Genomic DNA, 23,618 nt, shown 5'->3' with positions numbered 1-23,618 from the left:
CGACCAACCGGGCTTCTGCCATCTAAGCCGCCCTTTCAGCCGCGAACTTCTTCACCACGCGCTCCAGCAAGGGCACGTAGTCGCGAAAGGCCCGCGTCTTCATGTCGGCGACCTTGCCGCCCTCATCCCAGATGCGCACGCGTACCGCTTCCTCGTGGAACGGATTGCGGCGGAACTCCTTGACTTCCTCAGCATTCATCGGCCCGCCCTGCAGCGACAGCGTATGCACCGAGGCAGGCGACAGCTTGCCGAAATAGGTCGGATCGGTGGCGCACAGATAGCGCTTGGCCGAGACGTGCAGCCTGACGCACTCGACGATGACCGGCGGAAAGAAAGGCGCAAGCACCTCGCCGCCCGCCTCGTCATGGTGCTTGTCCTCGACGTCGTCGGGCGAATAGGTGCCGAACTCGCTGGTATAGTGGCCGATGTCGTGCAGCAGCGCCGCCGCCACAAGCTCCTCCGGCGCGCCGTCCTGCTCGGCCAGCCAGGCGCCCTGCAGCATATGTTCCGACATGGTGACGGGCTCGCCGAGATAGGATTCCGCGCCACGGCGCTCGAAGATATCGGCGATGAATTCGACGATGTTGCCCGTGTTCAGTTCGTTCGGATTCATTCCGCCGCCTCCTTGAAACCATGCTCGATCGCCGCCAGCGTCGACAGCAGGCCGTCCTTGTCGGCGTAGCAGCCCTGCAGCCAGCGCTTGCCGCTGCCGGAAAACGCCTTGCGCGCATGCATGACGCGCGTGTTGTCGACGATGAAGGACTGCCCCGCCTCAAGCTTGAACGTCACCTCGAAGGCCGGATCCTCGATCAGCTCGGCGAACCGGCGATAGGCCGCGTAGTACTTGTCCATCGCGGCGAACGGCACATCCACGGCCGGCGCCAGCGAGCGGTTGTTGAAGCGGATGCAGATGAGCTCGCCATCGGGCCCGAGCTCGATCATCGGCCGCTTGGACTGGAGCCGCACGCCCGACGAGCCGGCATATTCGAAGCGCGCCGGATAGGAAGAGAGCAGCCGGAAGCCGTCGGGGTTTTCCGCCTGAAGCGCCGCCGCCACCGCGAACCCGTCGACGACGCTGGATTCGCCGCCTTCCACCGTGTTCTCGATGCAGGCCAGGATCTGCAGCGTCGGCACCGGATCGCGGTAGGGATTGTCGGTATGCGCCTGCAGGCCGAGATTGGTGTAGGCGAGATTGTTCGGATTGACCTCGGCGCGTACCTCGAACCAGCGCCCGTAATTGGTCTCCCGGATGTAGCCGAACAGGTCGGCCACCTTGCACAGCGCGCCGGATTCCGTGGGCAGGCCGTCCATCACGGCAAAGCCGTAGCTGCGGACCGCGGCCAGCCATTGCCGCAGCACATCGCCGTCGCGGCTGGCGTCGGCATAGGCTGCCCGCGGCACGGAATTCTGCATCGTGACTTTCGTCCAGCGCCGTATGTCGCCTCCCGTCCAGCCGGGCTCCCGAGCCTCCTGACCATCATAGGCATGGCTGCGCAGCCAGCCGGCGGGAAAGCCGACCGTCTTGCCTTCGGGAACGAAACTGACTTCGAGCAACTCGCCCTTGATCGAGGCCGCGTCGATCCGCGTCTCGGCCGGAATGTCGAGGATGGTGATCAGCCGCTGCCCGTTGCCGGCGCTGCGCGTCTTGTCGTCCAGCGCATTGTCGCGCAGCCACATCGCGTGGAAGCGGCTCACCGCTCCGTCCTTCCAGCCAAGCTCGATCACTCGTCCATCGTCGCCCAGCGTTGCCGTCGTCAACATACCCCGAAAGCTCCCATCCTCCTACCCGCCGCTGCGGGCACGGATTGCATGGTGGCTTCATCGAAGGCATAATTCAAATTATCGTTTTGTGGGTAATGACGCTAAATTTTTGATGGCTGGAAAAGCTTTCGACACGATGCCTCCGCTCGCCTGGCTGCGCAGTTTCGAGGCCGCCGCCCGCCTGTCGAATTTTACCGCCGCGGCCGCCGAGCTCGGGCTCACCCAGGCCGCGGTCAGCCAGCACATCCGTTTCCTGGAAGAGCGGCTCAAGGCGCGATTGTTCGCGCGCCTGGCGCGCGGCGTGGCGCTGTCGCCGGAAGGCGCGGCCTACCTCCCCCACATCCAGTCGGCATTCGCGACCATCGGCAACAGCACCAACGAGCTGTTCGAGCCGCGCGCCGTGCAGACCGTCAGCATCCGCGTTCCCATTTCCTTCGCCCTGCTGGTGCTGGTACCGGCTCTTCCCGACTTGGCAAAGGCGCTGCCGCGGGTCAGGCTCGATCTGGTGACCATCCATCGGCCGACCGATTACGACCAGCCGGGCTCGGCGCTCGACATACGCTTCGGCAACGGATCCTTTCCCGGGCGCGAAGCCGACCGGTTGACCGTCGAGCGGCTTGTCCCGGTCGCGGCTTCAACACTCGCCCTCGGTGGCGATTGGACGTCGTTGCCGCTTCTCCTGGTGGCCGGCGCGCGCGAGATGTGGGCGGAATGGTTTGCCGCCGCGGGGCTTGCCGGCCATTCCCGACGCTCGCATCGCTTCGACAGTTTCGTCGCCGCCTTGGAAGCGGCGAAGACGGGCGCCGGAGCGCTGCTCGGCTCCCGGCCTTTGGTCGACGCCGCGCTCAGAGACAATACTCTCGTCAGGCTTTCGGATTTCGAGCTTTCGAGCCCGTCGGGCCACTTCCTAACAAGGCCGTCATCGTCGCGACTGTCCGGCGCCGAGCAGGATTTTCGCCGCTGGCTTCTGTCGCGCATCGCCAGGATTTCGGGATAGCGCGTCGGCCGCTGCTCCGATCCGCTTCCAGTAGATAAGGGTGCCGGTCAGACCGCCATGCGGCTTCAGCGCAAAATCGGGGATCTCACCGGCCAAGGTGAAACCCAGTTTCTGATAAAGCCCGGCCGCGCCCTCTTCGCTCGCCGTGTCCAGCACCAGCAGCGTACGACCTTTCTCGACGGCCAATTTCTCCGCTGCCCGCATCAGGCCGGTCGCGACGCCTTTGCCGCGATGGTCGCGGCCGGTCATCAGCTTCGCGATCTCGGCGCGGTGCGGTTGATTGGGCGGGAAGTCGAGCAGCAGCGTGACGGTGCCGGCAAGCGCCCCGCCCCGCCATGCGCCCAGCACCGCCCTGTCGCCGCGCGCGGCCGTGGCAAGCGACATGCGCCAGAAATCCCGCGCTGCCGCCGGCGACAATGGATGCATGAAGCTCACCGATCCACCGGCGGCAACCGTTTCGATCAAGAGATCGGTGAGCATCGCGATGGTCGCCGCATCATCGGTCAAGGTCCGGATTTCAAGGGAGTTCATGCTGGTGCTCTCCAGGTGATGAGGCATCGGGGACAGGTCATTCGAAATGGCGGATCCGTTTGCGTGGCCGCGCCCGCCTGATTTCGGCGATACGGTCGGCGTCTTCCTCGCTGAGATGGCGCCCGCGCTCCAGGATCTCGAGCGTATATTCCTCATAGGTCAGCCCGAGCCGCTCGGCCCGTTCCAGCCGCATCAGCATGACGGCGTGGCTCGGCGCCTTCCAGGCCTTGTCGTGAGCGGCGCGCCAGGCGAGGAAGATGTAGGCATCGCCCTTGCCCCAGGGCGGGCCGTCATAGTCATCGAGCGGCGGCCCGCCATTATGCGAGCGTTTTGGCCGGCGAGACATCGGGGTCAGTCCCTGACCAGCGCCACGAGATACTCAGCCGCATCCGGCCCGGGAGCATGGAAGACACAATCCGAGGGCGCCCCCAGCGCCAGGCAGTCGCCGGGCTCGAGCCTGTGCACCAAATCGCCCTCGGTGAAGTCGAGCCGTCCTTCGATCAGCCATATCTGCTGCTTGATGAAGGCATAGGATGACGCCGGAAGGCTGACCTTGGCGCCCGCCGGAAGGCTGACCCTGATCAGCTCGAGCGGCATCTGCGATGCCGGCGAAAGATGCCGCCTGATGTAGCCGGTCGCCGGATCCTGCCAGACCGGTTGCTCGTCCCTGCGCGAAACGCCGCCGCCCTGCATCTCGGCCCGTGCGATCAGCGTCGACAGCGTCATGCCGAAGGCCGCCGCGATACGCACCAGAAGCGCCGCGGTCGGACTGGTCGTACCGCGTTCGATGGCGCTCAGCATCGCTTTCGAAACGTCCGAGCGCTCGGCCAATTCGGCCAGCGACCAGCCCCTCATCGTCCTCTCGGAGCGTATCCGTCTGCCGATCGTGGCACTGATGTCGTTCGATATATCATTCATTCGTCCAATATATCGGAATTCCACACGCTGAGAAGAGGCTGTTCGATCGAATTGTCGCGGCTGGCTTAACGCTGCCTACACCATTCGACCTCACCTGACTTTAACCCCGATTGGATAGGGTTGCCGCTCCAGGGGAATGGGACCAGGGCATTATGTTTGTTGAACGCGAAGCCTCCGTCGGGGAACCGACCTCGCAGGAACGCCGCAACATCCAGCAGAACGACAAGCGCATTCTGGGCAATGTCGTGCAATGCGACGGCGCGCGCGCCACCATCAGCGCCCATGCGGACGACCCCGAAGGCGCGGTCACCGGCCTTTGGACCGTCGGTAAGATGATCTCCATCAATCTCGGTTCGACACGAACGGTCGGCCTTGTCTATGCCATCGGCAAATCGGATCGCGCCTGGAACCACGAAGGGCAGAACCCGATCGAGGTCAGCGTCGAACTGGTCGGCGAGGTGCGCGACGGCGCCGAGCCTGGCGCCAAGCCGGTCTTCGACCGCGGCATCACCACCTATCCGCATATCGGCGCCATTGCTCACAGCATCCGCAGCCGCGACTTGCAGGCGGTCTACGATCTGGCCGGGCGCCATTCGGTGACCATCGGCACGTTGTCTCAGGATGAATCGATCGATGCCAACATCGCCATCGACGACACGCTGGCGCGCCATTTCGCCATCGTCGGCACCACCGGCGTCGGCAAGTCGACGGCTGTCTCGCTGCTCTTGCGCAAAACGATCGAGGCACGCCCGGACCTGCGCGTGCTCATCCTCGACCCGCACAACGAGTTCGCCGCCTCGCTCCCGGAATATTGCGTCAAGGTCGATTCCAAGACGCTCGATCTGCCGTTCTGGATGTTCAGGCTGGAGGAGTTCGCCGAAGTGCTGTTTCGCGGCCGCGAGACGGTGCCCGAGGAAGTGGATGTCCTGCGCGACCTGATCCCGGCCGCCAAGAACCTCTACCGCAACCCGAATTCCGGCACCTATGTCAGGCGCGGCAGCGACGCGCTGACGGCGGACACGCCGGTGCCGTACCGCGTCGCCGATCTCATCAAGCAGATCGACGAGCGCATGGGCATGCTTGAAAGCAAGAACGACCGCCCGACTCTGAAATCGCTGAAGACGCGCATCGAATCGGCCGCCGCCGATCCGCGCTACCGCTTCATGTTCAATTCGCGGCTGATCGAGGACACGATCCACGAAACGATCGGCAATATTTTCCGCGTTCCGAGCCATGGCCGCCCGGTCACTTGCTTCGAGATGGCGGGCATGCCTTCGGAAGTCGTCAATTCGGTTTGCTCGGTGCTGGCGCGCCTGGCCTTCGACCTGGCCTTGTGGAGCGAGGGCCGGCTGAGGCTGCTCCTGCTTTGCGAGGAAGCCCACCGTTATATGCCGGCCGATCCGCGCCTCGGCTTCGCGCCGACCCGCCACGCGCTGTCGCGTATCGCCAAGGAAGGCCGCAAATATGGCTGCTATCTCGGCGTCGTCACCCAGCGCCCGGGCGAGCTCGACCCGACCATCCTGTCGCAATGCTCGACCTTTTTCGCCATGCGCCTCGCCAACGAGCAGGACCAGGCGATCATCCGCTCGGCGATCGCCGACTCCTCGGCCTCGACGCTGGCTTTCCTGTCCTCCATGGGCCAGCGGGAAGCCATCGCTTTCGGCGAAGGCGTGGCGACGACCATGCGGCTGAAATTCGAGAAGCTGCCGCAACAATTCATCCCCGGCACCGCGAAAGGCGAGCAGGTCGAGCCCTCCGTGGATGGCAGCGACGTCGATCTGGCCATGATCGTCGAGCGGCTTCGCAACGTGCCGAAGCCGCAGCAGTCCATGGCTTTCGCCGAGACCGTGGACTCGACCCGCCAGGCCGGCGACCCGGACTACAAGAAGCCGGCCAACGCCGCTTCCCGCGTCCAGCCCGACGACGACTTCGACACTCGCTACGGCCTGAAGCCCTCGACCTTCGGCATGCGCCCGCTGAACGACTGAGGCTCCGTTTCCGAGGTCGGCGAGAACGGGTAAATCTCGTCAGGAAATTCGTCAGGCTGAGTCGAATGGAGTCGCTGTCGAGAACCGGAGCGGAGCGGACATAAGGTCCGTGAGCACCGGAAGTGCAGACAGCGGCTCCAGGCGGCCAGCCTCACGAATTTGATGATGAGATTTTAGGCGCAGACGCGATTGCGGCCTTGCTTCTTCGCCTCATAGAGCTGGCGGTCGGCGCGGCGGTAGAAATCCTCCGCGCTCTCCTTGTGGTCCCAGACGGCAAGGCCAACGCTGGTGGTGACCTTCAGCCGCACATTGCCCGACATGATCGACATGTTGGCGACCGCCTTGCGGATGCGTTCGGCAAACCTGGCGAGCAATTCGACATCCATGTTGGGGGTGACGACGGCAAACTCCTCGCCGCCCAGCCGCGCCACCACATCGTGATAGCGCGTCATGCCCCTCAGACACGTGGCGACGGCCCTCAACACCTCGTCGCCGACGTCATGGCCATGCGTGTCGTTGACCTGTTTGAAATGATCGAGATCGAGGATCATCAGTCCGACCGGCCTGTCGATGCGGCGAAACTCGTGCAGATATTCGCGCAGCGCATCGTCGAAATAGCGGCGGTTCTGCATTCCGGTAAGACTGTCGGTGAGCGCCGCCTGCTCAAACGTCTGCGAACGGGCGCTGAGCGAGACCGTCATCGCCCTGAGCTTGCCCTCTTCCCGCACCTGGCCGCGGATCAGCGGGTAGATGAAGAAGGTGCCGAAGAACAGCGCGGTCGCCAGCAGCGCCCCGGTGACGAACAGCAATTTGTTGAGATAGACGATTTTGTCGACGCGCGATGCGGTATCGAGGTCGGCGGCGATGTCCTGCAATTGGCCATAGGCGTGGAAGGTCACCAGGCCCGCGGCCAGGATCACGAAAATAAAGACAAAGAATGCGGATTCCGCCTTATGGAAACGCATCTACTCCCCGCGGCACTGCAACCCTTGAGGTTATGGCATGGCGGACCTTACGGACAGTTAACCCGGACAACCTTGGCGAGAATTAGAGCCAGGGATTTTAAAGTGCTGATTGAAAAAGCTTTTCGTCAGTCCGGGAGCGCCGGTTCGTTGCCCGGCCGGAGCCTGCGCCACTCCGCGCCCAGTTGGTGCCTGAACCAGGTCGACTGGCGCTTGGCATACTGCCGGGTCGCGATCTTGGCGCGTTCGATCGCTTCGGGAAAATCTAATTGTCCGGCCACCGCCGCCTGCAGTTCCCGCACGCCGATCGCTTTCATCGCCGGCAGGTCCGGATCGAGGCCGAGCGCGATGAGCCGGCGCACTTCGTCGAGCGCGCCCTTGTCGAGCATCTGGTCGAAACGCGCCTCGATGCGCCGCACCAGTTGCTGCCGGTCCGGCTCGACGACCAGGAAGCGCGCGCTGTCGCAATCGATCAGCGGCCGGCCGCGCGCCGCCTGCCATTCCAGGATCGAGCGCCCCGAAGCGTCGAGCACCTCGAGTGCCCGCACGATACGCTGGCCGTCGGTCGGCTTGAGCTGCATGGCGACAGTCGAATCCTCACGCATCAGCAGGCGATGCAGCCTTTCGGCCCCTTGTTCCTTGAGCTCGTAGCGCCAGCGCTCACGGACGGCCGCCGGAATGTCCGGCATGTCCGAGATGCCTTCGGCCAGCGCGCGGAAGTAGAGCCCGGTGCCGCCGACGAAAACGACCGGACGGCCCGACAGCACGCCGTCTTCTATCAGCCTCGTCACGTCGCGCAGCCAGGCGCCGGTGGAATAGGCCGTCGAGGGATGGACATGGCCGTAAAGGAAATGCGGAACGCGTGCCATTTCGGCGGCGCTCGGCCGCGCCGTCAGGACATCGAGCACCGAATAGCCCTGCATGGAATCGGTGTTGACGATGACCCCGCCACCGCGTTCGGCGAGATCGAGCGCCAGCGCCGACTTGCCGCTGGCTGTCGGCCCGGCTATCAGGATCGCGTTCTTGACGCGGCCTTCGCCCGCCTGCCTGCCGGAATGTTCGATGCCGCTGATCGCCACTTTAGTGTCCCGTCCAGAAGCCCGCGCCGTGCCGGCCTCGCTTGCGAATATGGCCTTGCGGGCCGCCGGCGCAAGCGCCGTTGATTGGCTGGCCGAGGACATTGCCTGCGATCTCGTTTTGCCGCGGACGCCCGATATCGGCGAAATGACCGCCAATCTGCGCGCCGCATTGGCTTCCGAGCCGGTCGACGTCATCGTCCAGCCGGCCGAGGGCAGGCGCAAGAAGATCCTGCTCGCCGATATGGATTCGACCATGATCGACCAGGAATGCATCGACGAGCTCGCCGACGAGATCGGCGTCAAGGATCATGTGGCGGCGATCACCGCGCGCTCGATGAATGGCGAGATCGCCTTCGAGCCCGCCTTGCGCGAACGCGTCGCCTTGCTGAAAGGCCTCGATACAGCCGTGGTCGACCGCATCATCGCCAACCGGCTGACGCTCGCCTCCGGCGGCCGCGCGCTGGTGCGCACGATGCGCGCCAACGGCGCCTGGACGGCGCTGGTCTCCGGCGGCTTCGACGTCTTCACCAGCCGCATCGCCGCCATGCTGGGCTTCCAGGAAAACCGCGCCAACCGCCTGATCGAGAAGGACGGCGTATTCACCGGCATGGTGGCCGAGCCGATCCTCGGCCGCGCCGCCAAGGCCGAAGCGCTGCTCGATATCGCGAAGAGGCTCGGACTGACGACAGAGGACGCCATCGCGGTCGGCGACGGCGCCAACGACCTCGATATGATCCGTCTTGCCGGCACCGGCATCGCGCTTCACGCCAAGCCGGCGGTGGCGGAGCAGGCCCGTATCCGCATCGATCATGGCGATCTGACCGCGCTGCTCTATCTCCAGGGCTACCGCCGGGAGGAGTTCGTCGAGTGAGACCCATGCGAACCGAGCGCCTGATCCTGCGCAACTGGGAGGATCGCGACCGCGAGCTTTTCCATCGCATCAATTCGGACGAGCGCGTGATGGAATTCTTCCCGTTCCGCCGCGACCGTGCCGCGGCGGACGCCAAGATGAACGAATTCCGCGGCTGGATCGAGGAGGATGACTACGGCTTCGCCGCGGCCGAAATCGCCGCGACCGGCGAATGCATCGGCTTCGTCGGTCTCCTGGATACGGATGATGTGCCATCGCTACCGGACGGCACGATCGAGATCGGCTGGCGGCTGGCGCCGGAATTCTGGGGCAAGGGTTATGTCACCGAGGCATCTGAAGCCTGGCTCGCCTTCGGCTTCGAAACGTTGAGGCTGGAGGAGATTGTCTCCTTCGCCGTCGCCGAAAACCATCGCTCCATCGCCGTCATGAACCGGCTCGGTATGCGAGCCGATCCAGGCGGCGATTTCGACCATCCGAGCGTCCCCGACACCCATCCGCATCTCAAACGCCATGTCTTGTACAGGCTGGCGCGTGAGGACTGGCAGGCACGAAAAAGGGCGGCTCGCTAGCCGCCCACTTCGTTGAAGTTCAGTTAGTTGGGTGCCTTTCCGGACTCAATCCATCCGGATCGTGACGAAGCGCAACTCGCCGGTCTTCGACGCCAGCATCAAGAGCGCGTTCTTGCGGCCCTGCTCCTTCAATGCGCCGATCCGGTCCATCACGTCCTTCGGCGTGCCGACCGATTCCTGCGCGATCTCGGTGATCACCTCGCCGGGCTGGATGCCGCGCTCGGCCGCCGCCGAATCCTTGGCGACATCGGTGATGACCACGCCGGACACATCGGCCCCGATGCCGAACTTCTGCCGCGTCTGATCGTTGAGTTCGCCGACCGTCATGCCGAGCACCGAAGCAGTCGATACCGGAGGCGCCGCCTTGTCGCCCTTGTCCTGGTCGGTGTTGCCGTTCTCGCCGCTGGCCAGCTTCTCGCCGTCCTCCAGCCGTCCGAGCGTCACCTTGACGGTCTGCTCGACGCCCTTGCGCACGATGACGACGTCGACCGCCTTGCCGACCGGGCTTTCGGCCACGACACGCGGCAGGTCGCGCATTTCATGGATATCCTTGCCGTCGAACTTGATGATGACGTCGCCGGCCTGCACCGACCCGTTGTCGACCGGCCCGCCCTTGATGACGCCGGCCACCAGCGCGCCCTTGGCGGTCGCCATGCCGAGGCTTTCGGCGATGTCCGCCGTCACCGGCTGGATGCGCACGCCAAGCCAGCCGCGCCGCGTCTCGCCAAACTGGCGAAGCTGGTCGACGACGCCGGCGGCAAGCTGCGAGGGGATGGAGAAACCGATGCCGATCGACCCGCCCGACGGCGAGATGATCGCCGTGTTGATGCCGATGACCTCGCCCTCGGCGTCGAACAGCGGGCCGCCGGAATTGCCGCGGTTGATGGCGGCGTCGGTCTGGATGAAATCGTCATAGGGGCCGGAATTGATGTCGCGGTTGCGCGCCGAGACGATGCCGACCGTCACCGTTCCGCCCAGGCCGAACGGATTGCCGATCGCCATCACCCAGTCGCCGACGCGCATCTTGGTGGAATCGCCGAATTTCACCGCCGTCAGCTTGTGGCCCTTGGGGTCGACCTTCAGCACCGCGACATCGGTCTTGGTGTCGGTGCCGACCAGCGTCGCCTTCAGCGTGATGCCATCGGAGAAATTGACTTCGATATCGTCGGCATCGGCGATGACGTGGTTGTTGGTCACCACGATGCCCTGCTCGGCGTCGACGACGAAGCCGGAGCCGAGCGACTGCACTTTCTGCGCGGCACCGCCCTTGTCGCCGCCACGGTTCTTGAAGAAATCGTCGAAGAAGTCCTGGAACGGGGAGCCCTCGGGCAGCTGCGGCATCGGCACCGCGCCCGGCCCTTCCGTGCCTTTGACCGTCTGCGAGGTCGAGATGTTGACCACCGCGCCAAGCAGGCGCTCGGCCAGATCTGCGACCGAAGGCGGTCCGTCGGAGGCGATCGTCGGCGTGACGAAGGACGGAACGGCGACAATGCCGACTGCGAATGCCGTGGCGCCGGCGAAAAAGGTGCGCCGCGCCGCGCGCAACAGGGTGTCGGATATCATCGTGGCCTCCCGGTGTTTCAGAAAAGGAACGGCGCATCCGCAAAGGCGCCTGTCCAATTCATGTTGGCAAGAAATAAGGCACGTTTGCGGCTATAGCTATCGGCGGAAGATAAATCGTCAATCGCTTCGGCACCAAGGAATTTCATCAACCGCGGACCAGCCAGACGATGGCGACGCCGATGGCGATCGCCGCCAGCCCGCCGATCCGCAGCACATTTTCCGGCACAGACAGCACTTCAGTAGCGAGCTTCCGGGCCAAAGCCGGAAACCCTCCATAGACCAGCCCTTCGATCACGAGGACCAGGCCGATTGCCGCCAGAAAATCCTGCACCGCCCGCTACTGGGCGGTGCCGGGTTGCGTTGCAGGTGGCGTCGCAGGCGCGGCAGGTGCCGGCCCGGGCTTGCTGTCCGGATCGCGGAAATAGCGGAAGAACTCGGATTCGGGCGAGAGCACCATCGTCGTTCCGGTGCTGTCCAACGCCGTGCCATAGGCGTTCATCGAGCGATAGAAATCGAAGAAGGCCGGATCGCGCTTATAGGCGTCCGCGAAGGTCGCGCTGCGTTGCGCCTCGCCCTCGCCGCGCAGGATTTCCGATTCCTTCTGCGCCTCGGCAACGATCTCGACGACCTCGCGGTCGGCTCGCGCCCTGATGCGCTGCGCCGCCTCGTTGCCGCGGGCTCTCAGACGCTCGGCTTCCGCCAGGCGCTCGGCCTTCATGCGGTCATAGGTCTGCTGCGAGACCTCCGCCGTCAGATCGGTCCGGCGGATGCGCACGTCCTCGATGTCGAGGCCGAGCGAGGTCGCGTCGGGACGAAGCTGATCGCGCACCTCGCGCATCATATTGCCGCGCTCTTCCGAAAGAGCGGCTTCGAAGTCGCGCAGGCCGTAGACACGGCGCAGCGCCGCATCGAGACGCGTCCTGAGCCGCGCCTCGGCCAGTTCAACCTGACCGGACACCGCCGCGCGGAAGGTGCGCGGATCCGAGATGCGGTAGGCGATGAAGGCGTCGACCTCGTAGAACTTGCCGCCCGAGACCTGGACGCGGATATTGTCGAGATCGAAGCGCATCACCCGCTTCTCGACCATCTGCACGCTGTCGGCATCGAAGAAGGCGAACGGCGCCTTGAAGTAGATGCCGGGCTCGTTCTTGACGTCGATGATCTCGCCGAACCTGAGCACGATCGCCTGCTGGCCGGCATTGACCACGAACACGGAGGAATAGAGCAGGAACAGAAGGACAGCCGCGATGACGGCGACGATGGGAAGCCGGTTGGCCATCACTGGTTACCTCCCGTCGTGACGCCGCCCAGAGGGGCCGGCGCCGGCTGCGCTTTCGGCTGCAATGCCGGCAGCGGCAGGTAAGGCAGCACGCCCTGACCATTGCCCTGCTCGACGACGACCTTGTTGGAGTCCTTCAGGATCTTCTCCATGGTTTCGAGGTAAAGGCGCTTGCGCGTGACGTCGGGCGCCTTCGCGTATTCGTTGTAAACGGAGATGAAGCGCTGCGCCTCGCCTTCCGCCTCCTGCACGACGCGGTTCTTGTAGGCCGCGGCATCTTCGCGGACCTGCGCCGCCTGGCCGCGCGCCTGGCCGAGCTTCTGGTTGGAATACTGGTTGGCCTGCTCGACGAACTTGTCCTCGTCCTGCTCGGCGCGCTGCACCTCGTCGAACGCGTCGGCCACCTCACGCGGCGGTGCCGCGTCCTCGATCGAGACCGCGTTGACCTGGAGACCGGTCTTGTAGCCGTCTAGCGTGCCCTGGATGATCTCGCGCACCCCGGTTGCGATACCCTGGCGATCGTCGCGGAAGATGTCCTGCGCCGGCCGCCGGCCGACGACTTCGCGCATGGCGCTCTCGGCGACCTGGGCCAGCATGCCGTCGGGATCTGAAACGTCGAACAGATAGGCTTTGGGATCGGAGACCTGGTAGGCCACCGAGAACTGCACGTTGACGATGTTCTGGTCGCCGGAGAGCATCAGCCCGGAGCCGCTGCTCGAGCCGCCGCCGACGCTGACGAGCTGCTCGGAGATCTTGGCGGTTTCGACCGTTTCGATCGGCCACCAATGGAAATGCAGGCCTGGCTGCGAAAGCTCGGTCTTCGGCTGGCCGAAGCGCAGTTCTACCGCAACTTCATCGGGCTGCACGGTGTAGATCGCCTTGAAGGCCCACAGCACGATGAGGGCCAGCGCGATCAGCCCGAGCACGGCCGGGCTCGCGCCGCCGCCGCCGGGAAGCGCACGCCGCAGCCTGTCCTGGCCGCGGCGGATGATATCCTCAAGATCGGGGGGCGAACCCTGCGGGCCGCTTGGCCCTTTCGGTCCCTGCCCCCAGGGCCCCTGATTGCCGCCGCCGCCCCATGGGCCGCCGCCACCGCTCTTGTCGTTCCAGGGCATGAATGTCCTTTCGCTCCGGTTCCCTCAGGCCTTGCGGCGCAATCCTAACGCATGACCCGGAAAACCCATATCGGTTTTCGAAAAGGAATCATGCGCCAAAATCAAAGTATTACGGCGGCCTCTTGCGCGTCCGGTTGGACGCGCGCCGCTGCAACACCGTTCTTCTATAGGGACGCCTTGACCCGCTTTCAACGCGATGTGCCGTCGTCCCCGTGCGATTTGGATCGGTAGCGACCCTTTGTCGTCGTCAGCGATCGTCGCGTCGGCGCTCGTAAACCGTGTAACGCGTGGCGTGGCTGTCTTTCTCGCCGGCAGGAAAATCCTCGGCGTCGACGACTTGCCAGATGCTTGGGTCGATCGGCGGAAAATGCGCGTCGCCATCGACGCTGGCCAGCACATGGGTCACATGCAGCCGGTCGGCGAGCGGCAAAGCCTGGGCGTAGATCTCGCCGCCGCCGACCACGCAGATCTCCTCCGCTCCCGCCATGCAGCGGCCGCGCACCCTGGCCAGCGCGATCGCGTCATCCAGCGAGTGGGCCACCTCGATGCCCTCGGCGCGCCAGGCCTTGTCGCGCGTCACCACGATGTTGAGACGGCCGGGCAGCGGCCGGCCGATGCCTTCATAGGTCTTGCGGCCCATAATGATCGGCTTGCCCATCGTGTCGGCCTTGAACCGCTTGAGATCGGTGGAAAGCCGCCACGGCAGGCCGCCTTCGCGTCCGATCACGCCGTTTTCGGCGATGGCGACATAGATCGCGATGTCCATCAGCCGCCATTCCCGCCATTGTCCGACGGCTCCAGCAGCAGGATGTCGATGTCGTGCTCGGGATAGAAATCCTTGGCCGTGATCTCGAACGTCGTCGGTCCGACCTTTTTGACATTGTCGCCGCAGAAGGAGACGAGGTTCTTGGGGCTGCCCTTGTCGATCGTCAGCTTGAAATTGCCGATATTGCCGGAGGCCCAATTCCCCCCCGTGGTCAGGATATAGGCGATCCGGCTCTCGTAATATTTCGGGTAGCCGTCCGGATTTGCCTTGGCCGCCTTGCGGACCGCGTTCTCGAACGCGCCGTCCATGCAATAGCGGGTCTTGTAGGCCGCATACTGGCCCTGGAACTGGCCGTCATAGAAGAAGCTGACCGAGGAAGTGCCGCCGACGCTTGGCTTGTAGCGGTGCGAGACATGGACTTCCTTGTTGGCCGGGAAGGTCGAACGCCACCAATAGGTCGAGCGCAATTGCCAGAACGGCGCATAGGCGGTTTTCATGCCCGAGCCGTCATCGGCGGTATCCTCGATGATGATGCCACGGTTTTCCCAATCCTCGGCGACATCCTTGGGCAGCTTCGCCAGCGCCGCCTTGGCGGCATCGCCGAACGGATAGAGCGGCACGTTCTGCGCCTTGAGGTCGGCGGTGATGTCGATGCCGAGCGCCAGCGCCTTTTGCTCGAGCTGAGGCTTCGCGTCGACGCCGTCGATCGTCACCTCGAAGCCGAGGAAATTGTCGCTCTGTGCCTCCGGGATCGCCGGCATCTCGTTCGGATCGCCCTCGATGTCGGGCATCGGGAACGCGACGACGGAGCTGACATCCTTGTCGGTGTTGTTGCGGAACACATAGTCGACCGTCACCTTCTCCGGCGAGATGAACAGGTCCTCGCTTTGCATCGCGACCGCGTCGCTGCGCGACAGGATCAGCCCGCCGGTGCCGAGCTCGGCGACGGAATCATTGGCGAAGGCCGGAGCGGCGATGATCGCCAGCGCTGCGGTCAGTACGATGCGTAACATGGACCCCTCCTCGACGGCGATACCGGGCGTCTTTTCATCTACCGTTTCAGCGCGCCGTTTCAAAGCCCTTCGTCATCGGGCACCGGGACTTCTGGACACCGCGCCGCCGATCGGGCAGGAGATCGCCATGCGCAAGCTTCTCGTCATCGGCATCGGCGCCGGCAATCCCGACCACATGACGGTGCAGGCCATCAACGGCCTGAACCGCGCCGACGTGCTGTTCATTCCCGACAAGGGAGCGAAGAAGAACGATCTTGCCGATCTGCGCCGGCAGATATGCGACCGCTTCGTCACCAATCCGAAGTCGCGCCGCGTCGAGTTCGAGGTGCCGGTGCGGGCCGAGCCGACATCGTCTTACCGGACAACCGTCGACGACTGGCACGAGGCGATCGCCGAGATCTATGAAGCCCTGATACGCGACGAGCTTGCCGAAGACGGCTGCGGCGCCTTCCTGATCTGGGGCGATCCGTCGCTCTATGACAGCGCGCTGCGTATCCTCGAACGCGTTCGCCTCAGAGGCAATGTCGGTTTCGAGCTCGAAGTCATCCCCGGCATCACCGCGATCCAGGCGCTGGCCGCCGCCCACGCGACCGCGCTCAACCGAATCGGCGATTCGATCCTGGTCACCACCGGCCGGCGGTTGACCGAGGAAGGCCTGGCTGCCAATGCCGGCTCGACCATAGTCATGCTCGACGGCAAATGCGCCTTCAACACGCTTGCCGACCAGGACGTCCTCATCCAGTGGGGCGCCTATCTCGGCACAGCGGACGAGATCGTCATCTCCGGCCGGCTGGGCGATGTCAGCGCCGAAATCGAAAGGGTTCGCGAGGAAGCCCGCCGAAAGAAGGGCTGGATCATGGACACCTATCTGCTGAAGAAATTTGGGGATTAGGGATTAGGCAGTAGGGAATAGGCAGTAAAATTAAAATAATGGGAGGCGATTAGAGGCCTCGATTTCGTTTGCATCGAGCATCCAGGACATCATACCCCTACTGCCTACTGCCTACTGCCTCATCCGGCATCGATCTCCGCCTGCAGGGCCTGCATATGGATGGCGGCGGCCGATGAAGCGGCTCGCTCTATGGCGCGAAACCGGCTGACGACCGCCAAACCCGCCGGTGTCAGTTGCGCGCCGCCGCCTTTGCGGCCACCGGTCTGCGCCGCGACCAGCGGCTTGCCGAACACGCGGTTCATGTCCTCGACCAGATCCCAGGCATGCTTGTAGGACATCTCCATGCCGCGCGCCGCGGCCGAGATCGAGCCGAAGGCGGCGATCTGCTCCAGAAGTTCGATCTTGCCCGGGCCGATCCGGCCGTCGGGGTCGAGATTTATCCGCAGGCTGAGCGACGGCATTTCATCTCCTCGGATTCCACGGCACGACAATAGTCTCTATGCGAAGGAAGCGCTATTCCAAATATACATAGCGACGTGATCGAGCGCCTCAAACGTCGGCTTCGGCCGGCAGGCCGGCGCCGGTGTTTGCGCGATCGAAGCTCACCGTCTTGATGACCGCGAAGACCTGGCTTCCCAGCCTGAGGCCAAGCGCCTGCCGCGATTGCTCGGTGATCCGCGCGACCACAACCGCGCCGTGGCAATCGATGCCGATCTCGACCTCGGGCCCCTCGCCCGGCTTCATGTTGACGATTGTTCCCGCCAGGATGTTGAGCGCGCTGAGGCCGGCGGGTTTCTCGATGGCGACCATCACGTCACGGGCGCGGATGCGGATGCGAACCGAAGCACCGGCCGGCCGCGCAAGTTTCGGCACGCGGATCTCGCCGGCCTGCGAGGCAAGCACCGTCATGCCGAAGGCCTCGTCGTGACGCAGAACCTTGGTGTCGAGCACGGCACCCCCCTCGGCACGCTCTTCCGCCGGCAACAGGTCGAGCCGCCGCATGATCGCCTCGGTCGGGCCCGCGGCCGCGACCTTGCCCTGTGAAAACACCACGACGTCGCTCGCCAGCCGCGCCACCTCGGCGACGGAATGGCTGACATAGCCAATCGGGATCTTCGTCTCGTCGCGCAGCCGCTCGATATAGGGCAGGATCTCGGCCTTGCGCGCCTCGTCGAGCGAGGCGAGCGGCTCGTCCATCAAAAGCAGTTTCGGGCTGGCGAGCAGCGCGCGGCCGATCGCGACGCGCTGCTTTTCGCCGCCCGACAGTTTCGCCGGCCGCCGGTCGAGCAAGTGACCGATGCCGAGCAGGTCGACCACCGCATCCATCTTGGCGTAGCGCTCGGATGCCGGCGTGAACCAGCGGCCGTAGCGCAGATTGTTGGCGACGCTCATGTGCGGGAACAGCCGCGCGTCCTGGAACACCATGCCGATCCGCCGCTTGTGCATCGGCACGAAGATGCGCGCGGCGGTGTCGACCAGCACATTGCCGTCGACCGAGATACGGCCTTTGTCCGGACGGATCAGGCCCGCGATCAGGTTGATCAGCGTCGACTTGCCCGAGCCCGACGGCCCGAACAGCGCCGTCAGCCGGCCGGCGCTCTCGAAACGCGCCTCCATGGCGAAATCGCCTAGGCGATGGCTGATGTCGACCGAGAGCGTCATTCGATGTCCATCCGCGGGCCGACCCGCCGCGCCAGCACTTCCGAGGCGATGAGCGCGACCATCGAGATGACGATCGAGATCAGCGTCAGCCTGAGCGCGCCTTCATCACCACCCGGCACCTGCGTGAAGGTGTAGATCGCCGAGGGCAGTGTCTGCGTCTCGTTGGGGATGTTGGAGACGAAGGTGATGGTGGCGCCGAATTCGCCCATCGCCTTGGCGAAGGAAAGGATCGCGCCGGCGATCAGGCCAGGCAGGATCAGCGGCAGCGTGATGGTGGCGAACACCCAGAGCGGATTGGCGCCGAGCGTGCCGGCCGCCGCTTCGATTCTGCGATCTACAGCCTCGATCGAGAGGCGGATAGCCCGCACCATCAGCGGAAAGCCCATGACCCCGCAAGCCAATGCCGCGCCCGTCCAGCGGAACGAAAAGACGATGCCGAAATGCTCGGCAAGGAAGGCGCCGGCCGGGCCACGCCGGCCGAAGGTGAGCAAGAGCAGATAGCCGGTCACCACCGGCGGCAGGATCAAGGGCAGATGCACCAGCCCGTTGAGCAGGGTCTTGCCCCAGAAACGCCCCCGCGCAAGCAGGAGCGCTATCAGGATGCCGGGCGGCAGGCTGGCGATCATCGCCACCGTCGCCACCTTGATCGACAGCCGGACCGCATTCCATTCGTCGGGAGTGAGGTCCAGCAGCCAGTTCATAGCTATGTTTGCGCGGTCTTTCTCAGTTGCTCGGCGCGAGCACCGTGAAGCCCTGCTCCTTGAACAGGTCGGCGGCCTTGGCCGACTCGACGCATTTCAGGAAGGCCGCCGCATCCTTGTCCTTCGAATCCGCGGTCTGGGCAATCGGGTAGATGATCGGCGGATGCGAATCTTCCGGGAAGGTGCCGACGACCTTGACGCCCTTTTCGGCATGCGCGTCGGTGGCATAGACGATGCCAAGCGCCGCCTCGCCCGTGGACACCAGCTTAAGTGCTGCACGCACATTCTCGGCCTGCGCGACCTTGCCTTCGACCGACGACCAGACGCCCAGCGATTCCAGCGCCGCCTTGCCGTATTTGCCGGCCGGCACGGCCTTGAAATCGCCCATGGCAAGCCTGCCGTCGCCGATCAGCTTGGCGAGGTCGAAGCTCTTCTCGACCTTGGTCTCGACCGTGGAATCCTTCGGCGCCACCAGCACGATCTGGTTGCCGAGCAGCTTCACTTCGGTATCCGGCTTGGTCAGCTTCTTGTCGGAGAGATATTTCATCCAGTCGAGGTCGGCCGAGACGAAGATGTCGGCCGGCGCGCCGCCTTCGATCTGCTTGGCGAGCGCCGAGCTCGCCGCGTATGAAATGGTGGCGGCTTCGCCGACTTCCGGCTCGCAGGCCTTGTTGACCGCGTCGAGCGCGTCCTTGAGGCTCGCCGCGGCAAACACGACCACCTTGTCGTCGGCATGGGCCGCCGGTACCGCCGCCATCAGCATCGCCGTCACACCGCCAACAGCGATCGCCTTCAACCCAAAACCCTTGCCCGTCATGGAGTCTCTCCCCGGTTTCAAAATCCGTACGGCTCAAAGCCTCGGATCGATATATCCGTATGAACATAACAAGGGAAGGCTTTTCGCCAGTCACGGCATTGTGCGCCGTCGAGGTCTCGGCCTACGATGAATGCGAAACGAAACGGCGAAGCTTAAAGGAGCGACGCATGCAGATCAGCGCTCGCAACATCCTCAAGGGTAAGGTCACCGAGATCGTCAAGGGAGCCACCACCTCGCATGTCAGGATCGACATCGGCGGCGGCGTCATCGTCACCTCCTCGATCACCAACGAAGCGGTCGCCGACCTCGCGATCGAGAAGGGCAAGCAGGCCTATGCGGTGATCAAGGCCTCGGACGTCATGGTCGGCATCGACTGAGCCGAAGGCTGGCTCACACGGCGATAGGCGCCTTGATATTCGCATCCGCGAAATAATTCTCGAGGCGGAAATCCTCGAAACGGAAGGCGAAGAGGTCCTTCACCTCCGGATTGATCCACATCGTCGGCAAGGCCTTGGGCGTACGCCGCATCTGCTCGCGCGCCTGCTCGAAATGGTTCGAATAAAGATGCGCGTCGCCGAGCGTGTGGACGAAATCGCCGGGCTTCAGCCCCGTGACCTGCGCTACCATCATGGTGAGCAAGGCATAGGAAGCGATGTTGAACGGCACGCCGAGAAAAATATCGGCTGAGCGTTGGTAAAGCTGGCAGGAGAGCCGGCCCTCCGAGACATAGAACTGGAACATGCAATGGCAGGGCGGCAGCGCCATCGCCTCGACTTCGGCCGGGTTCCAGGCCGAGACGATCAGCCGGCGCGAGTTAGGATTCTTGCGTATCTCCTTCAAAAGGCCCGCGATCTGATCGATCTCGCCGCCTTGCCCGTCCGGCCATGAGCGCCACTGCTTGCCGTAGACGGGACCCAGATCGCCATTCTCGTCGGCCCATTCGTCCCAGATGGTGACGCCATGGTCGTTGAGATATTTGATGTTGGTGTCGCCGGCCAGGAACCACAAAAGCTCGTGGATGATCGACTTCAGATGCAGCTTCTTCGTGGTCGTGACCGGAAAGCCGCGCGAAAGATCGAAGCGCATCTGGTAGCCGAACACCGAGCGCGTGCCTGTCCCGGTGCGGTCGCCACGGTCGGCGCCGTTCTCCAGCACATGCTTCAACAGGTCGAGATATTGGCGCATCGGCTCTGCCTCGATTCGGGTGACAAGCAATCATACCCGACCGACAGCCGATCGAACACCGCAAAGCAGGCTCCGGATGTGGATCGCGCCAAAAACCCACGGCACCGGCACGGTTTCGTGCCGGCCGCGGGGTGGCTGTGCCTTACAGAGATCCGAGCTTGCCGAGGTCCTTGGCGACCAGATAGTAGAAGGTCACGCGGCTCTTGGTGTTGTCGGCATGCATCGCCTTGCAGGTCTTTTCGATCGAGGCATTGGCCTTTGCGGCATCCGCGATGCCGAGCTTCTTGCCGATCCAGTTCTCCCGCACGCGGTCGAGTTCCTTCGGGTCGGTGCAGGACACCAGCGAGGAATCGCGGTTCCTGAGCGCAATGCCCAGATGCTTGACGATCTTATCGACCGCATCGGCGCTGGCGCCGGCATCGTATTTCTTCACATCCGCAAGATAGTCGGCCATCGAACTTCCCCTCGTCGGCGCCACGGATCCGATCGGTGAGGGTTGTGGCGCGCTACGCAACCTGTGCGCTAGGTCAGAGACTCCTCACCAGGAGCGAGATTTGATTGAGTGGGCGCGCAAGTCAACCCTGGCTGCGCAGTTTGGCATAACCGGATAAGCGCCGGTTTGGCCTTTCTTTTTCCGTTATCGATCCCTATATTCGTTTCGTCGGCTTGACCGACTATGGCGATAAACAGGCGATGAAATAAGCCGTTCGGACCCGGGGGCGGTACCCGGCGCCTCCACCAAAAACCGCTCTGGCTGACGGAGCGGCTTTTGCTGGGGGCGAAATAGGATCGACGAAGGTGTAAAGATCGTACTTTTGCCCGGCATTGTACCACCGTCATCGGGCTAAACTTATAGTTGCCAACGACAACTATGCGGAAGCTCGTCTCGCTGCTTAATGCGGCGCGAACGCTTCAAATCAAGTCCTAGCGGTTCGCACTTCTAGGCGGGGTTCGGAGGTACCTGGCAACAGAAACCTCCACCTTCCCCCAATTTCTCATCCGATCAACCGAACGGCCAAGGCTCGTCCGGCGCTCGATGCGCGGCCTTGCCGCTCATCCTCCATGGACAAGCGATGCAAAACGATTGCGGCCGATTCTTCGTGCTGACCGGCGGTCCAGGTTCCGGCAAGACAACCTTGATCGAAGCGCTGCGGGCCCAGGGCTTCGCGACGGCGCCTGAGGCCGGGCGCGGCATCATCCGCGACCAGATGGCCATCGGCGGCCCTGCCCTTCCCTGGCAGGATCGCGCGCTCTTTGCCGAGCTGATGCTGTCGTGGGAACTGCGCTCCTGGCACGCCGCGCATGCCGAGCCACCGGGCCCGATCTTCTTCGATCGCGGCGCGCCCGACTCGGTCGGCTATCTCAGGCTCTGCGGCCTGCCGGTGCCGGACCACCTCACAAGCGCTGCGAGGAAATTCCGCTACGCGCGCCGTGTCTTCGTCGCGCCACCCTGGCCGGAGATATTCACCCAGGACGAGGAGCGCAAGCAGACGCTCGACGAGGCCGAGCGCACATTCCGCTCGGTGACCGGCGTCTATGTGGAGCTCGGTTACGAACTGGTGCCGTTGCCTCTCGCTCCGGTCGAGGAACGGTTGCGCTTCGTCATCGATCAAACAGCGTCGCCAGGGACATGAAAAAGGCCGGGATCAAGCCCGGCCTCTCCTGTCTTCTCAACGGCTGCCCTATTCCGCCGGCGCCTCGACCGCCTCGCGCGAACGGCCGAGCGTTAGCTTGGCCAGCGTGAAAGAAATCACCGCGCAGAGCGTGATGCCGGCCACCATCGGCAGCGGCGTGCCGTCGAAGAAGATGCCGGCGACACCCATCGCCAGCGCGCCGATGGCGAAATGCAGCGTGCCCATCAGCGCCGAGGCCGTGCCGGCGATCTCGCCATGCTCTTCCATCGCCAGCACCGAGGTTGTCGGGATGACGAGGCCAAGGAAGCCGTAGCCGACAAAGAGCAGCGCCGCCATCACGTCGAGCCGGTCGACACCCGAGGCCATGATGGCGAACAGCGCCACCATCACCGTGGCATAGCCGGTCACCGCCACCCAGACGACGCGCTTCAACCCGAAGCGGTCGGCCAGCAACCCGGTCAGCTGCGACATGCCGATGAAGGCGACCGCGTTGATCGAGAAGAACACGCTGTAGACCGACGGCGACAGGCCGTAATGGTCGATCAGGATGAAGGACGAGCTCGACAGATAGACGAAGAAGCTCGCAATGCCGAAGCCCGCGATCGCCACGAGGCCAAGGAAGTTGCGGTCGCCCATCAGATAGCGGTAGCCGGCGAGCGCCGTGCCGAAGGACGAGCCGGCGCGCTCTTCGACCGGCCGCGTCTCCTTGAGCGAGGTGGCGAGCAGGATGGTGGCCAAAGCGGCGGCACCCGTAACCGTCCAGAATACGGCGCGCCAACCAAAACTCTCGATGATCTGGCTGCCGGTCAGCGGCGCCAGGATCGGCGACACCGAGAACACCAGCATCAAGAGCGACATCAGCTTGGCGGCCTCGTTGCCGGTGTGCAGGTCGCGCACGATGGCGCGCGGCACCGCCATGCCGGCGCTGGCGCCAAGCCCCTGCAGGAAGCGGAAGGCGATCAGCCACTCGATGGTCGGCGCCATCGCCGAGCCGACGCCGCCGACCATGAACAGCGCAAGGCCGGCATAAAGCGGCGCCTTGCGGCCGACCATGTCGGAGATCGGTCCGACGACGATCTGCCCAAAGCCCATCGACAGGAAGAAGATCAGAAGGCTCATCTGCACGGCGGCTGTGCCGGCATGCAGATCCTGGCCGATCGAAGGCAGCGCGGGGAGATACATATCGATCGCAAACGGGCCGATCGCGGACAACAAGCCGAGCACGACCGCGATGCGGAGGAATTTGGGACTCATGATAAGGCTCTTTCGGATCTGGTTGCCGCCGCGAAATGCCGGCGTCTGAACCCAGGACGTT

26 protein-coding genes, 1 other RNA gene and 1 pseudogene are annotated in these 23,618 nt (G+C 64.2%); 8 read left to right on the top strand and 20 right to left on the bottom strand.

All coding sequences use genetic code 11. From position 1 onward, the window contains the following. Positions 1-22: 22 nt before the first annotated feature. Positions 23-613, bottom strand: a complete 591-nt coding sequence (locus FJ956_RS14155) for an HD domain-containing protein (RefSeq protein ID WP_140674515.1) — start codon at positions 611-613, stop codon at positions 23-25. Further along, on the bottom strand, positions 610-1,761 hold the full coding sequence (locus FJ956_RS14150; protein ID WP_140674517.1) for a gamma-butyrobetaine dioxygenase: 1,152 nt from the start codon (positions 1,759-1,761) through the stop codon (positions 610-612). The genes FJ956_RS14155 and FJ956_RS14150 overlap by 4 nt, the downstream gene beginning before the upstream one ends. 112 nt (positions 1,762-1,873) lie before the next feature. On the opposite strand from FJ956_RS14150, the gene FJ956_RS14145 reads away from it, so the two are divergent. Beyond that, a complete protein-coding gene (locus tag FJ956_RS14145; protein WP_246672012.1) occupies positions 1,874-2,758 on the top strand; it encodes a LysR family transcriptional regulator in 885 nt (294 codons plus the stop codon). Positions 2,759-2,773: 15 nt separating this feature from the next. Here the strand turns inward: FJ956_RS14145 and FJ956_RS14140 are convergent. From FJ956_RS14140 to FJ956_RS14130, 3 genes and pseudogenes are all read right to left on the bottom strand, one after another. Next, positions 2,774-3,289 (bottom strand): annotated as a pseudogene (locus FJ956_RS14140) (GNAT family N-acetyltransferase); the annotation flags it as partial. A gap of 37 nt (positions 3,290-3,326) precedes the next feature. Beyond that, positions 3,327-3,635 (bottom strand): hypothetical protein, encoded by a 309-nt coding sequence (locus FJ956_RS14135; protein ID WP_140674521.1) that lies wholly within the window; start codon positions 3,633-3,635, stop codon positions 3,327-3,329. 5 nt (positions 3,636-3,640) lie between these two features. Next, positions 3,641-4,207: an XRE family transcriptional regulator gene (locus FJ956_RS14130; protein WP_140674523.1), complete on the bottom strand. Its 567-nt coding sequence runs from the start codon at positions 4,205-4,207 to the stop codon at positions 3,641-3,643. Between the two features lie 152 nt (positions 4,208-4,359). Here FJ956_RS14130 and FJ956_RS14125 point away from each other — a divergent pair, with 152 nt between their 5' ends. Continuing rightward, on the top strand, positions 4,360-6,195 hold the full coding sequence (locus FJ956_RS14125) for an ATP-binding protein (RefSeq protein WP_140674525.1): 1,836 nt from the start codon (positions 4,360-4,362) through the stop codon (positions 6,193-6,195). Positions 6,196-6,368: 173 nt separating this feature from the next. On the opposite strand, the gene FJ956_RS14120 is transcribed toward FJ956_RS14125, so the two are convergent. Together FJ956_RS14120 and miaA are read right to left on the bottom strand one after the other, a co-directional pair. Continuing rightward, positions 6,369-7,160: a GGDEF domain-containing protein gene (locus FJ956_RS14120; RefSeq protein ID WP_140674527.1), complete on the bottom strand. Its 792-nt coding sequence runs from the start codon at positions 7,158-7,160 to the stop codon at positions 6,369-6,371. 125 nt (positions 7,161-7,285) lie between these two features. Then, positions 7,286-8,230, bottom strand: a complete 945-nt coding sequence (gene miaA, locus FJ956_RS14115; protein WP_140674865.1) for a tRNA (adenosine(37)-N6)-dimethylallyltransferase MiaA — start codon at positions 8,228-8,230, stop codon at positions 7,286-7,288. Here miaA and serB point away from each other — a divergent pair. After that, positions 8,220-9,107: a phosphoserine phosphatase SerB gene (gene serB, locus FJ956_RS14110; protein WP_140674529.1), complete on the top strand. Its 888-nt coding sequence runs from the start codon at positions 8,220-8,222 to the stop codon at positions 9,105-9,107. The genes miaA and serB overlap by 11 nt on opposite strands. Further along, a complete protein-coding gene (locus FJ956_RS14105) occupies positions 9,104-9,676 on the top strand; it encodes a GNAT family N-acetyltransferase (protein ID WP_140674531.1) in 573 nt (190 codons plus the stop codon). The genes serB and FJ956_RS14105 overlap by 4 nt, the downstream gene beginning before the upstream one ends. Before the next feature lie 45 nt (positions 9,677-9,721). On the opposite strand, the gene FJ956_RS14100 is transcribed toward FJ956_RS14105, so the two are convergent. The 6 genes from FJ956_RS14100 to FJ956_RS14075 all read right to left on the bottom strand — a co-directional run bounded on the left by FJ956_RS14100 (position 9,722) and on the right by FJ956_RS14075 (position 15,412). Continuing rightward, positions 9,722-11,239, bottom strand: coding sequence for a DegQ family serine endoprotease (locus FJ956_RS14100; protein WP_140674533.1), 1,518 nt, complete (start codon positions 11,237-11,239; stop codon positions 9,722-9,724). A 145-nt stretch (positions 11,240-11,384) separates the two neighbouring features. Further along, positions 11,385-11,570, bottom strand: a complete 186-nt coding sequence (locus FJ956_RS14095; RefSeq protein WP_140674535.1) for a DUF2065 domain-containing protein — start codon at positions 11,568-11,570, stop codon at positions 11,385-11,387. Positions 11,571-11,576: 6 nt separating this feature from the next. Beyond that, the gene (locus FJ956_RS14090; protein ID WP_140674537.1) at positions 11,577-12,518 is read right to left on the bottom strand and encodes a protease modulator HflC; all 942 of its coding nucleotides are present in this window, start codon (positions 12,516-12,518) and stop codon (positions 11,577-11,579) included. Next, positions 12,518-13,633, bottom strand: a complete 1,116-nt coding sequence (gene hflK, locus FJ956_RS14085; RefSeq protein ID WP_140674539.1) for an FtsH protease activity modulator HflK — start codon at positions 13,631-13,633, stop codon at positions 12,518-12,520. The genes FJ956_RS14090 and hflK overlap by 1 nt, the downstream gene beginning before the upstream one ends. Positions 13,634-13,880: 247 nt before the next feature. Continuing rightward, positions 13,881-14,399, bottom strand: coding sequence for a dihydrofolate reductase (locus FJ956_RS14080; protein ID WP_140674541.1), 519 nt, complete (start codon positions 14,397-14,399; stop codon positions 13,881-13,883). Next, positions 14,399-15,412: a DUF4424 domain-containing protein gene (locus FJ956_RS14075; RefSeq protein WP_140674543.1), complete on the bottom strand. Its 1,014-nt coding sequence runs from the start codon at positions 15,410-15,412 to the stop codon at positions 14,399-14,401. The genes FJ956_RS14080 and FJ956_RS14075 overlap by 1 nt, the downstream gene beginning before the upstream one ends. A gap of 127 nt (positions 15,413-15,539) precedes the next feature. On the opposite strand from FJ956_RS14075, the gene cobF reads away from it, so the two are divergent. Beyond that, positions 15,540-16,304 carry a precorrin-6A synthase (deacetylating) gene (gene cobF / locus FJ956_RS14070; protein ID WP_140674545.1) on the top strand — a complete coding sequence of 255 codons (765 nt, stop codon included), beginning with the start codon at positions 15,540-15,542 and terminating at the stop codon, positions 16,302-16,304. Between the two features lie 119 nt (positions 16,305-16,423). Here cobF and FJ956_RS14065 read toward each other — a convergent pair whose 3' ends face one another. From FJ956_RS14065 to modA, 4 genes are all read right to left on the bottom strand, one after another. Beyond that, entirely contained in the window at positions 16,424-16,765 is a 342-nt protein-coding gene (locus FJ956_RS14065; RefSeq protein ID WP_140674547.1) for a winged helix-turn-helix domain-containing protein, read from the bottom strand. An 88-nt stretch (positions 16,766-16,853) separates the two neighbouring features. Further along, positions 16,854-17,966: a molybdenum ABC transporter ATP-binding protein gene (gene modC / locus FJ956_RS14060; protein ID WP_140674549.1), complete on the bottom strand. Its 1,113-nt coding sequence runs from the start codon at positions 17,964-17,966 to the stop codon at positions 16,854-16,856. Next, on the bottom strand, positions 17,963-18,667 hold the full coding sequence (modB, locus tag FJ956_RS14055; RefSeq protein ID WP_140674551.1) for a molybdate ABC transporter permease subunit: 705 nt from the start codon (positions 18,665-18,667) through the stop codon (positions 17,963-17,965). Before modB ends, modC begins: the two co-directional genes overlap by 4 nt. Positions 18,668-18,689: 22 nt before the next feature. Further along, positions 18,690-19,484, bottom strand: coding sequence for a molybdate ABC transporter substrate-binding protein (gene modA, locus FJ956_RS14050; protein WP_140674554.1), 795 nt, complete (start codon positions 19,482-19,484; stop codon positions 18,690-18,692). Between the two features lie 167 nt (positions 19,485-19,651). Between modA and FJ956_RS14045 the strand changes: the two genes are divergently transcribed. Further along, positions 19,652-19,861 carry a molybdopterin-binding protein gene (locus tag FJ956_RS14045; protein ID WP_140674556.1) on the top strand — a complete coding sequence of 70 codons (210 nt, stop codon included), beginning with the start codon at positions 19,652-19,654 and terminating at the stop codon, positions 19,859-19,861. 13 nt (positions 19,862-19,874) lie between these two features. On the opposite strand, the gene FJ956_RS14040 is transcribed toward FJ956_RS14045, so the two are convergent. Together FJ956_RS14040 and FJ956_RS14035 are read right to left on the bottom strand one after the other, a co-directional pair. Then, positions 19,875-20,669, bottom strand: a complete 795-nt coding sequence (locus FJ956_RS14040; RefSeq protein ID WP_140674558.1) for a thymidylate synthase — start codon at positions 20,667-20,669, stop codon at positions 19,875-19,877. Between the two features lie 142 nt (positions 20,670-20,811). Then, positions 20,812-21,123 carry a DUF2853 family protein gene (locus tag FJ956_RS14035; RefSeq protein ID WP_140644165.1) on the bottom strand — a complete coding sequence of 104 codons (312 nt, stop codon included), beginning with the start codon at positions 21,121-21,123 and terminating at the stop codon, positions 20,812-20,814. Between the two features lie 167 nt (positions 21,124-21,290). Between FJ956_RS14035 and ssrA the strand changes: the two genes are divergently transcribed. Continuing rightward, positions 21,291-21,651: a transfer-messenger RNA gene (gene ssrA / locus FJ956_RS14030) on the top strand. A gap of 91 nt (positions 21,652-21,742) precedes the next feature. Further along, a complete protein-coding gene (locus FJ956_RS14025) occupies positions 21,743-22,303 on the top strand; it encodes an AAA family ATPase (protein WP_140674560.1) in 561 nt (186 codons plus the stop codon). Between the two features lie 48 nt (positions 22,304-22,351). Here the strand turns inward: FJ956_RS14025 and FJ956_RS14020 are convergent, their stop codons facing one another. Then, positions 22,352-23,557 carry a multidrug effflux MFS transporter gene (locus FJ956_RS14020; RefSeq protein WP_140674563.1) on the bottom strand — a complete coding sequence of 402 codons (1,206 nt, stop codon included), beginning with the start codon at positions 23,555-23,557 and terminating at the stop codon, positions 22,352-22,354. Positions 23,558-23,618 lie beyond the last annotated feature (61 nt).

This window comes from Mesorhizobium sp. B2-4-3 (assembly GCF_006442815.1).
Lineage (GTDB): Bacteria > Pseudomonadota > Alphaproteobacteria > Rhizobiales > Rhizobiaceae > Mesorhizobium.
Note: the sequence above shows the minus strand (reverse complement) of the source record. Positions and strands in the feature narration are given on the sequence as shown.

What these genes read in the sequence shown, in the direction of transcription:
- FJ956_RS14020 (WP_140674563.1), bottom strand. Translation starts at nt 23,557, where the DNA reads ATGAGTCCCAAATTCCTCCGCATCGCGGTCGTGCTCGGCTTGTTGTCC.
- FJ956_RS14090 (WP_140674537.1), bottom strand. Translation starts at nt 12,518, where the DNA reads ATGGCCAACCGGCTTCCCATCGTCGCCGTCATCGCGGCTGTCCTTCTG.
- FJ956_RS14040 (WP_140674558.1), bottom strand. Translation starts at nt 20,669, where the DNA reads ATGCGCCAATATCTCGACCTGTTGAAGCATGTGCTGGAGAACGGCGCC.
- cobF (WP_140674545.1), top strand. Translation starts at nt 15,540, where the DNA reads ATGCGCAAGCTTCTCGTCATCGGCATCGGCGCCGGCAATCCCGACCAC.
- FJ956_RS14075 (WP_140674543.1), bottom strand. Translation starts at nt 15,412, where the DNA reads ATGTTACGCATCGTACTGACCGCAGCGCTGGCGATCATCGCCGCTCCG.
- FJ956_RS14080 (WP_140674541.1), bottom strand. Translation starts at nt 14,399, where the DNA reads ATGGACATCGCGATCTATGTCGCCATCGCCGAAAACGGCGTGATCGGA.
- FJ956_RS14045 (WP_140674556.1), top strand. Translation starts at nt 19,652, where the DNA reads ATGCAGATCAGCGCTCGCAACATCCTCAAGGGTAAGGTCACCGAGATC.
- FJ956_RS14125 (WP_140674525.1), top strand. Translation starts at nt 4,360, where the DNA reads ATGTTTGTTGAACGCGAAGCCTCCGTCGGGGAACCGACCTCGCAGGAA.
- FJ956_RS14130 (WP_140674523.1), bottom strand. Translation starts at nt 4,207, where the DNA reads ATGAATGATATATCGAACGACATCAGTGCCACGATCGGCAGACGGATA.
- FJ956_RS14120 (WP_140674527.1), bottom strand. Translation starts at nt 7,160, where the DNA reads ATGCGTTTCCATAAGGCGGAATCCGCATTCTTTGTCTTTATTTTCGTG.
- FJ956_RS14100 (WP_140674533.1), bottom strand. Translation starts at nt 11,239, where the DNA reads ATGATATCCGACACCCTGTTGCGCGCGGCGCGGCGCACCTTTTTCGCC.
- modB (WP_140674551.1), bottom strand. Translation starts at nt 18,667, where the DNA reads ATGAACTGGCTGCTGGACCTCACTCCCGACGAATGGAATGCGGTCCGG.
- FJ956_RS14135 (WP_140674521.1), bottom strand. Translation starts at nt 3,635, where the DNA reads ATGTCTCGCCGGCCAAAACGCTCGCATAATGGCGGGCCGCCGCTCGAT.
- FJ956_RS14065 (WP_140674547.1), bottom strand. Translation starts at nt 16,765, where the DNA reads ATGCCGTCGCTCAGCCTGCGGATAAATCTCGACCCCGACGGCCGGATC.
- FJ956_RS14155 (WP_140674515.1), bottom strand. Translation starts at nt 613, where the DNA reads ATGAATCCGAACGAACTGAACACGGGCAACATCGTCGAATTCATCGCC.
- modA (WP_140674554.1), bottom strand. Translation starts at nt 19,484, where the DNA reads ATGACGGGCAAGGGTTTTGGGTTGAAGGCGATCGCTGTTGGCGGTGTG.
- FJ956_RS14035 (WP_140644165.1), bottom strand. Translation starts at nt 21,123, where the DNA reads ATGGCCGACTATCTTGCGGATGTGAAGAAATACGATGCCGGCGCCAGC.
- FJ956_RS14150 (WP_140674517.1), bottom strand. Translation starts at nt 1,761, where the DNA reads ATGTTGACGACGGCAACGCTGGGCGACGATGGACGAGTGATCGAGCTT.
- modC (WP_140674549.1), bottom strand. Translation starts at nt 17,966, where the DNA reads ATGACGCTCTCGGTCGACATCAGCCATCGCCTAGGCGATTTCGCCATG.
- serB (WP_140674529.1), top strand. Translation starts at nt 8,220, where the DNA reads ATGCCGCTGATCGCCACTTTAGTGTCCCGTCCAGAAGCCCGCGCCGTG.
- FJ956_RS14025 (WP_140674560.1), top strand. Translation starts at nt 21,743, where the DNA reads ATGCAAAACGATTGCGGCCGATTCTTCGTGCTGACCGGCGGTCCAGGT.
- hflK (WP_140674539.1), bottom strand. Translation starts at nt 13,633, where the DNA reads ATGCCCTGGAACGACAAGAGCGGTGGCGGCGGCCCATGGGGCGGCGGC.
- FJ956_RS14145 (WP_246672012.1), top strand. Translation starts at nt 1,874, where the DNA reads ATGGCTGGAAAAGCTTTCGACACGATGCCTCCGCTCGCCTGGCTGCGC.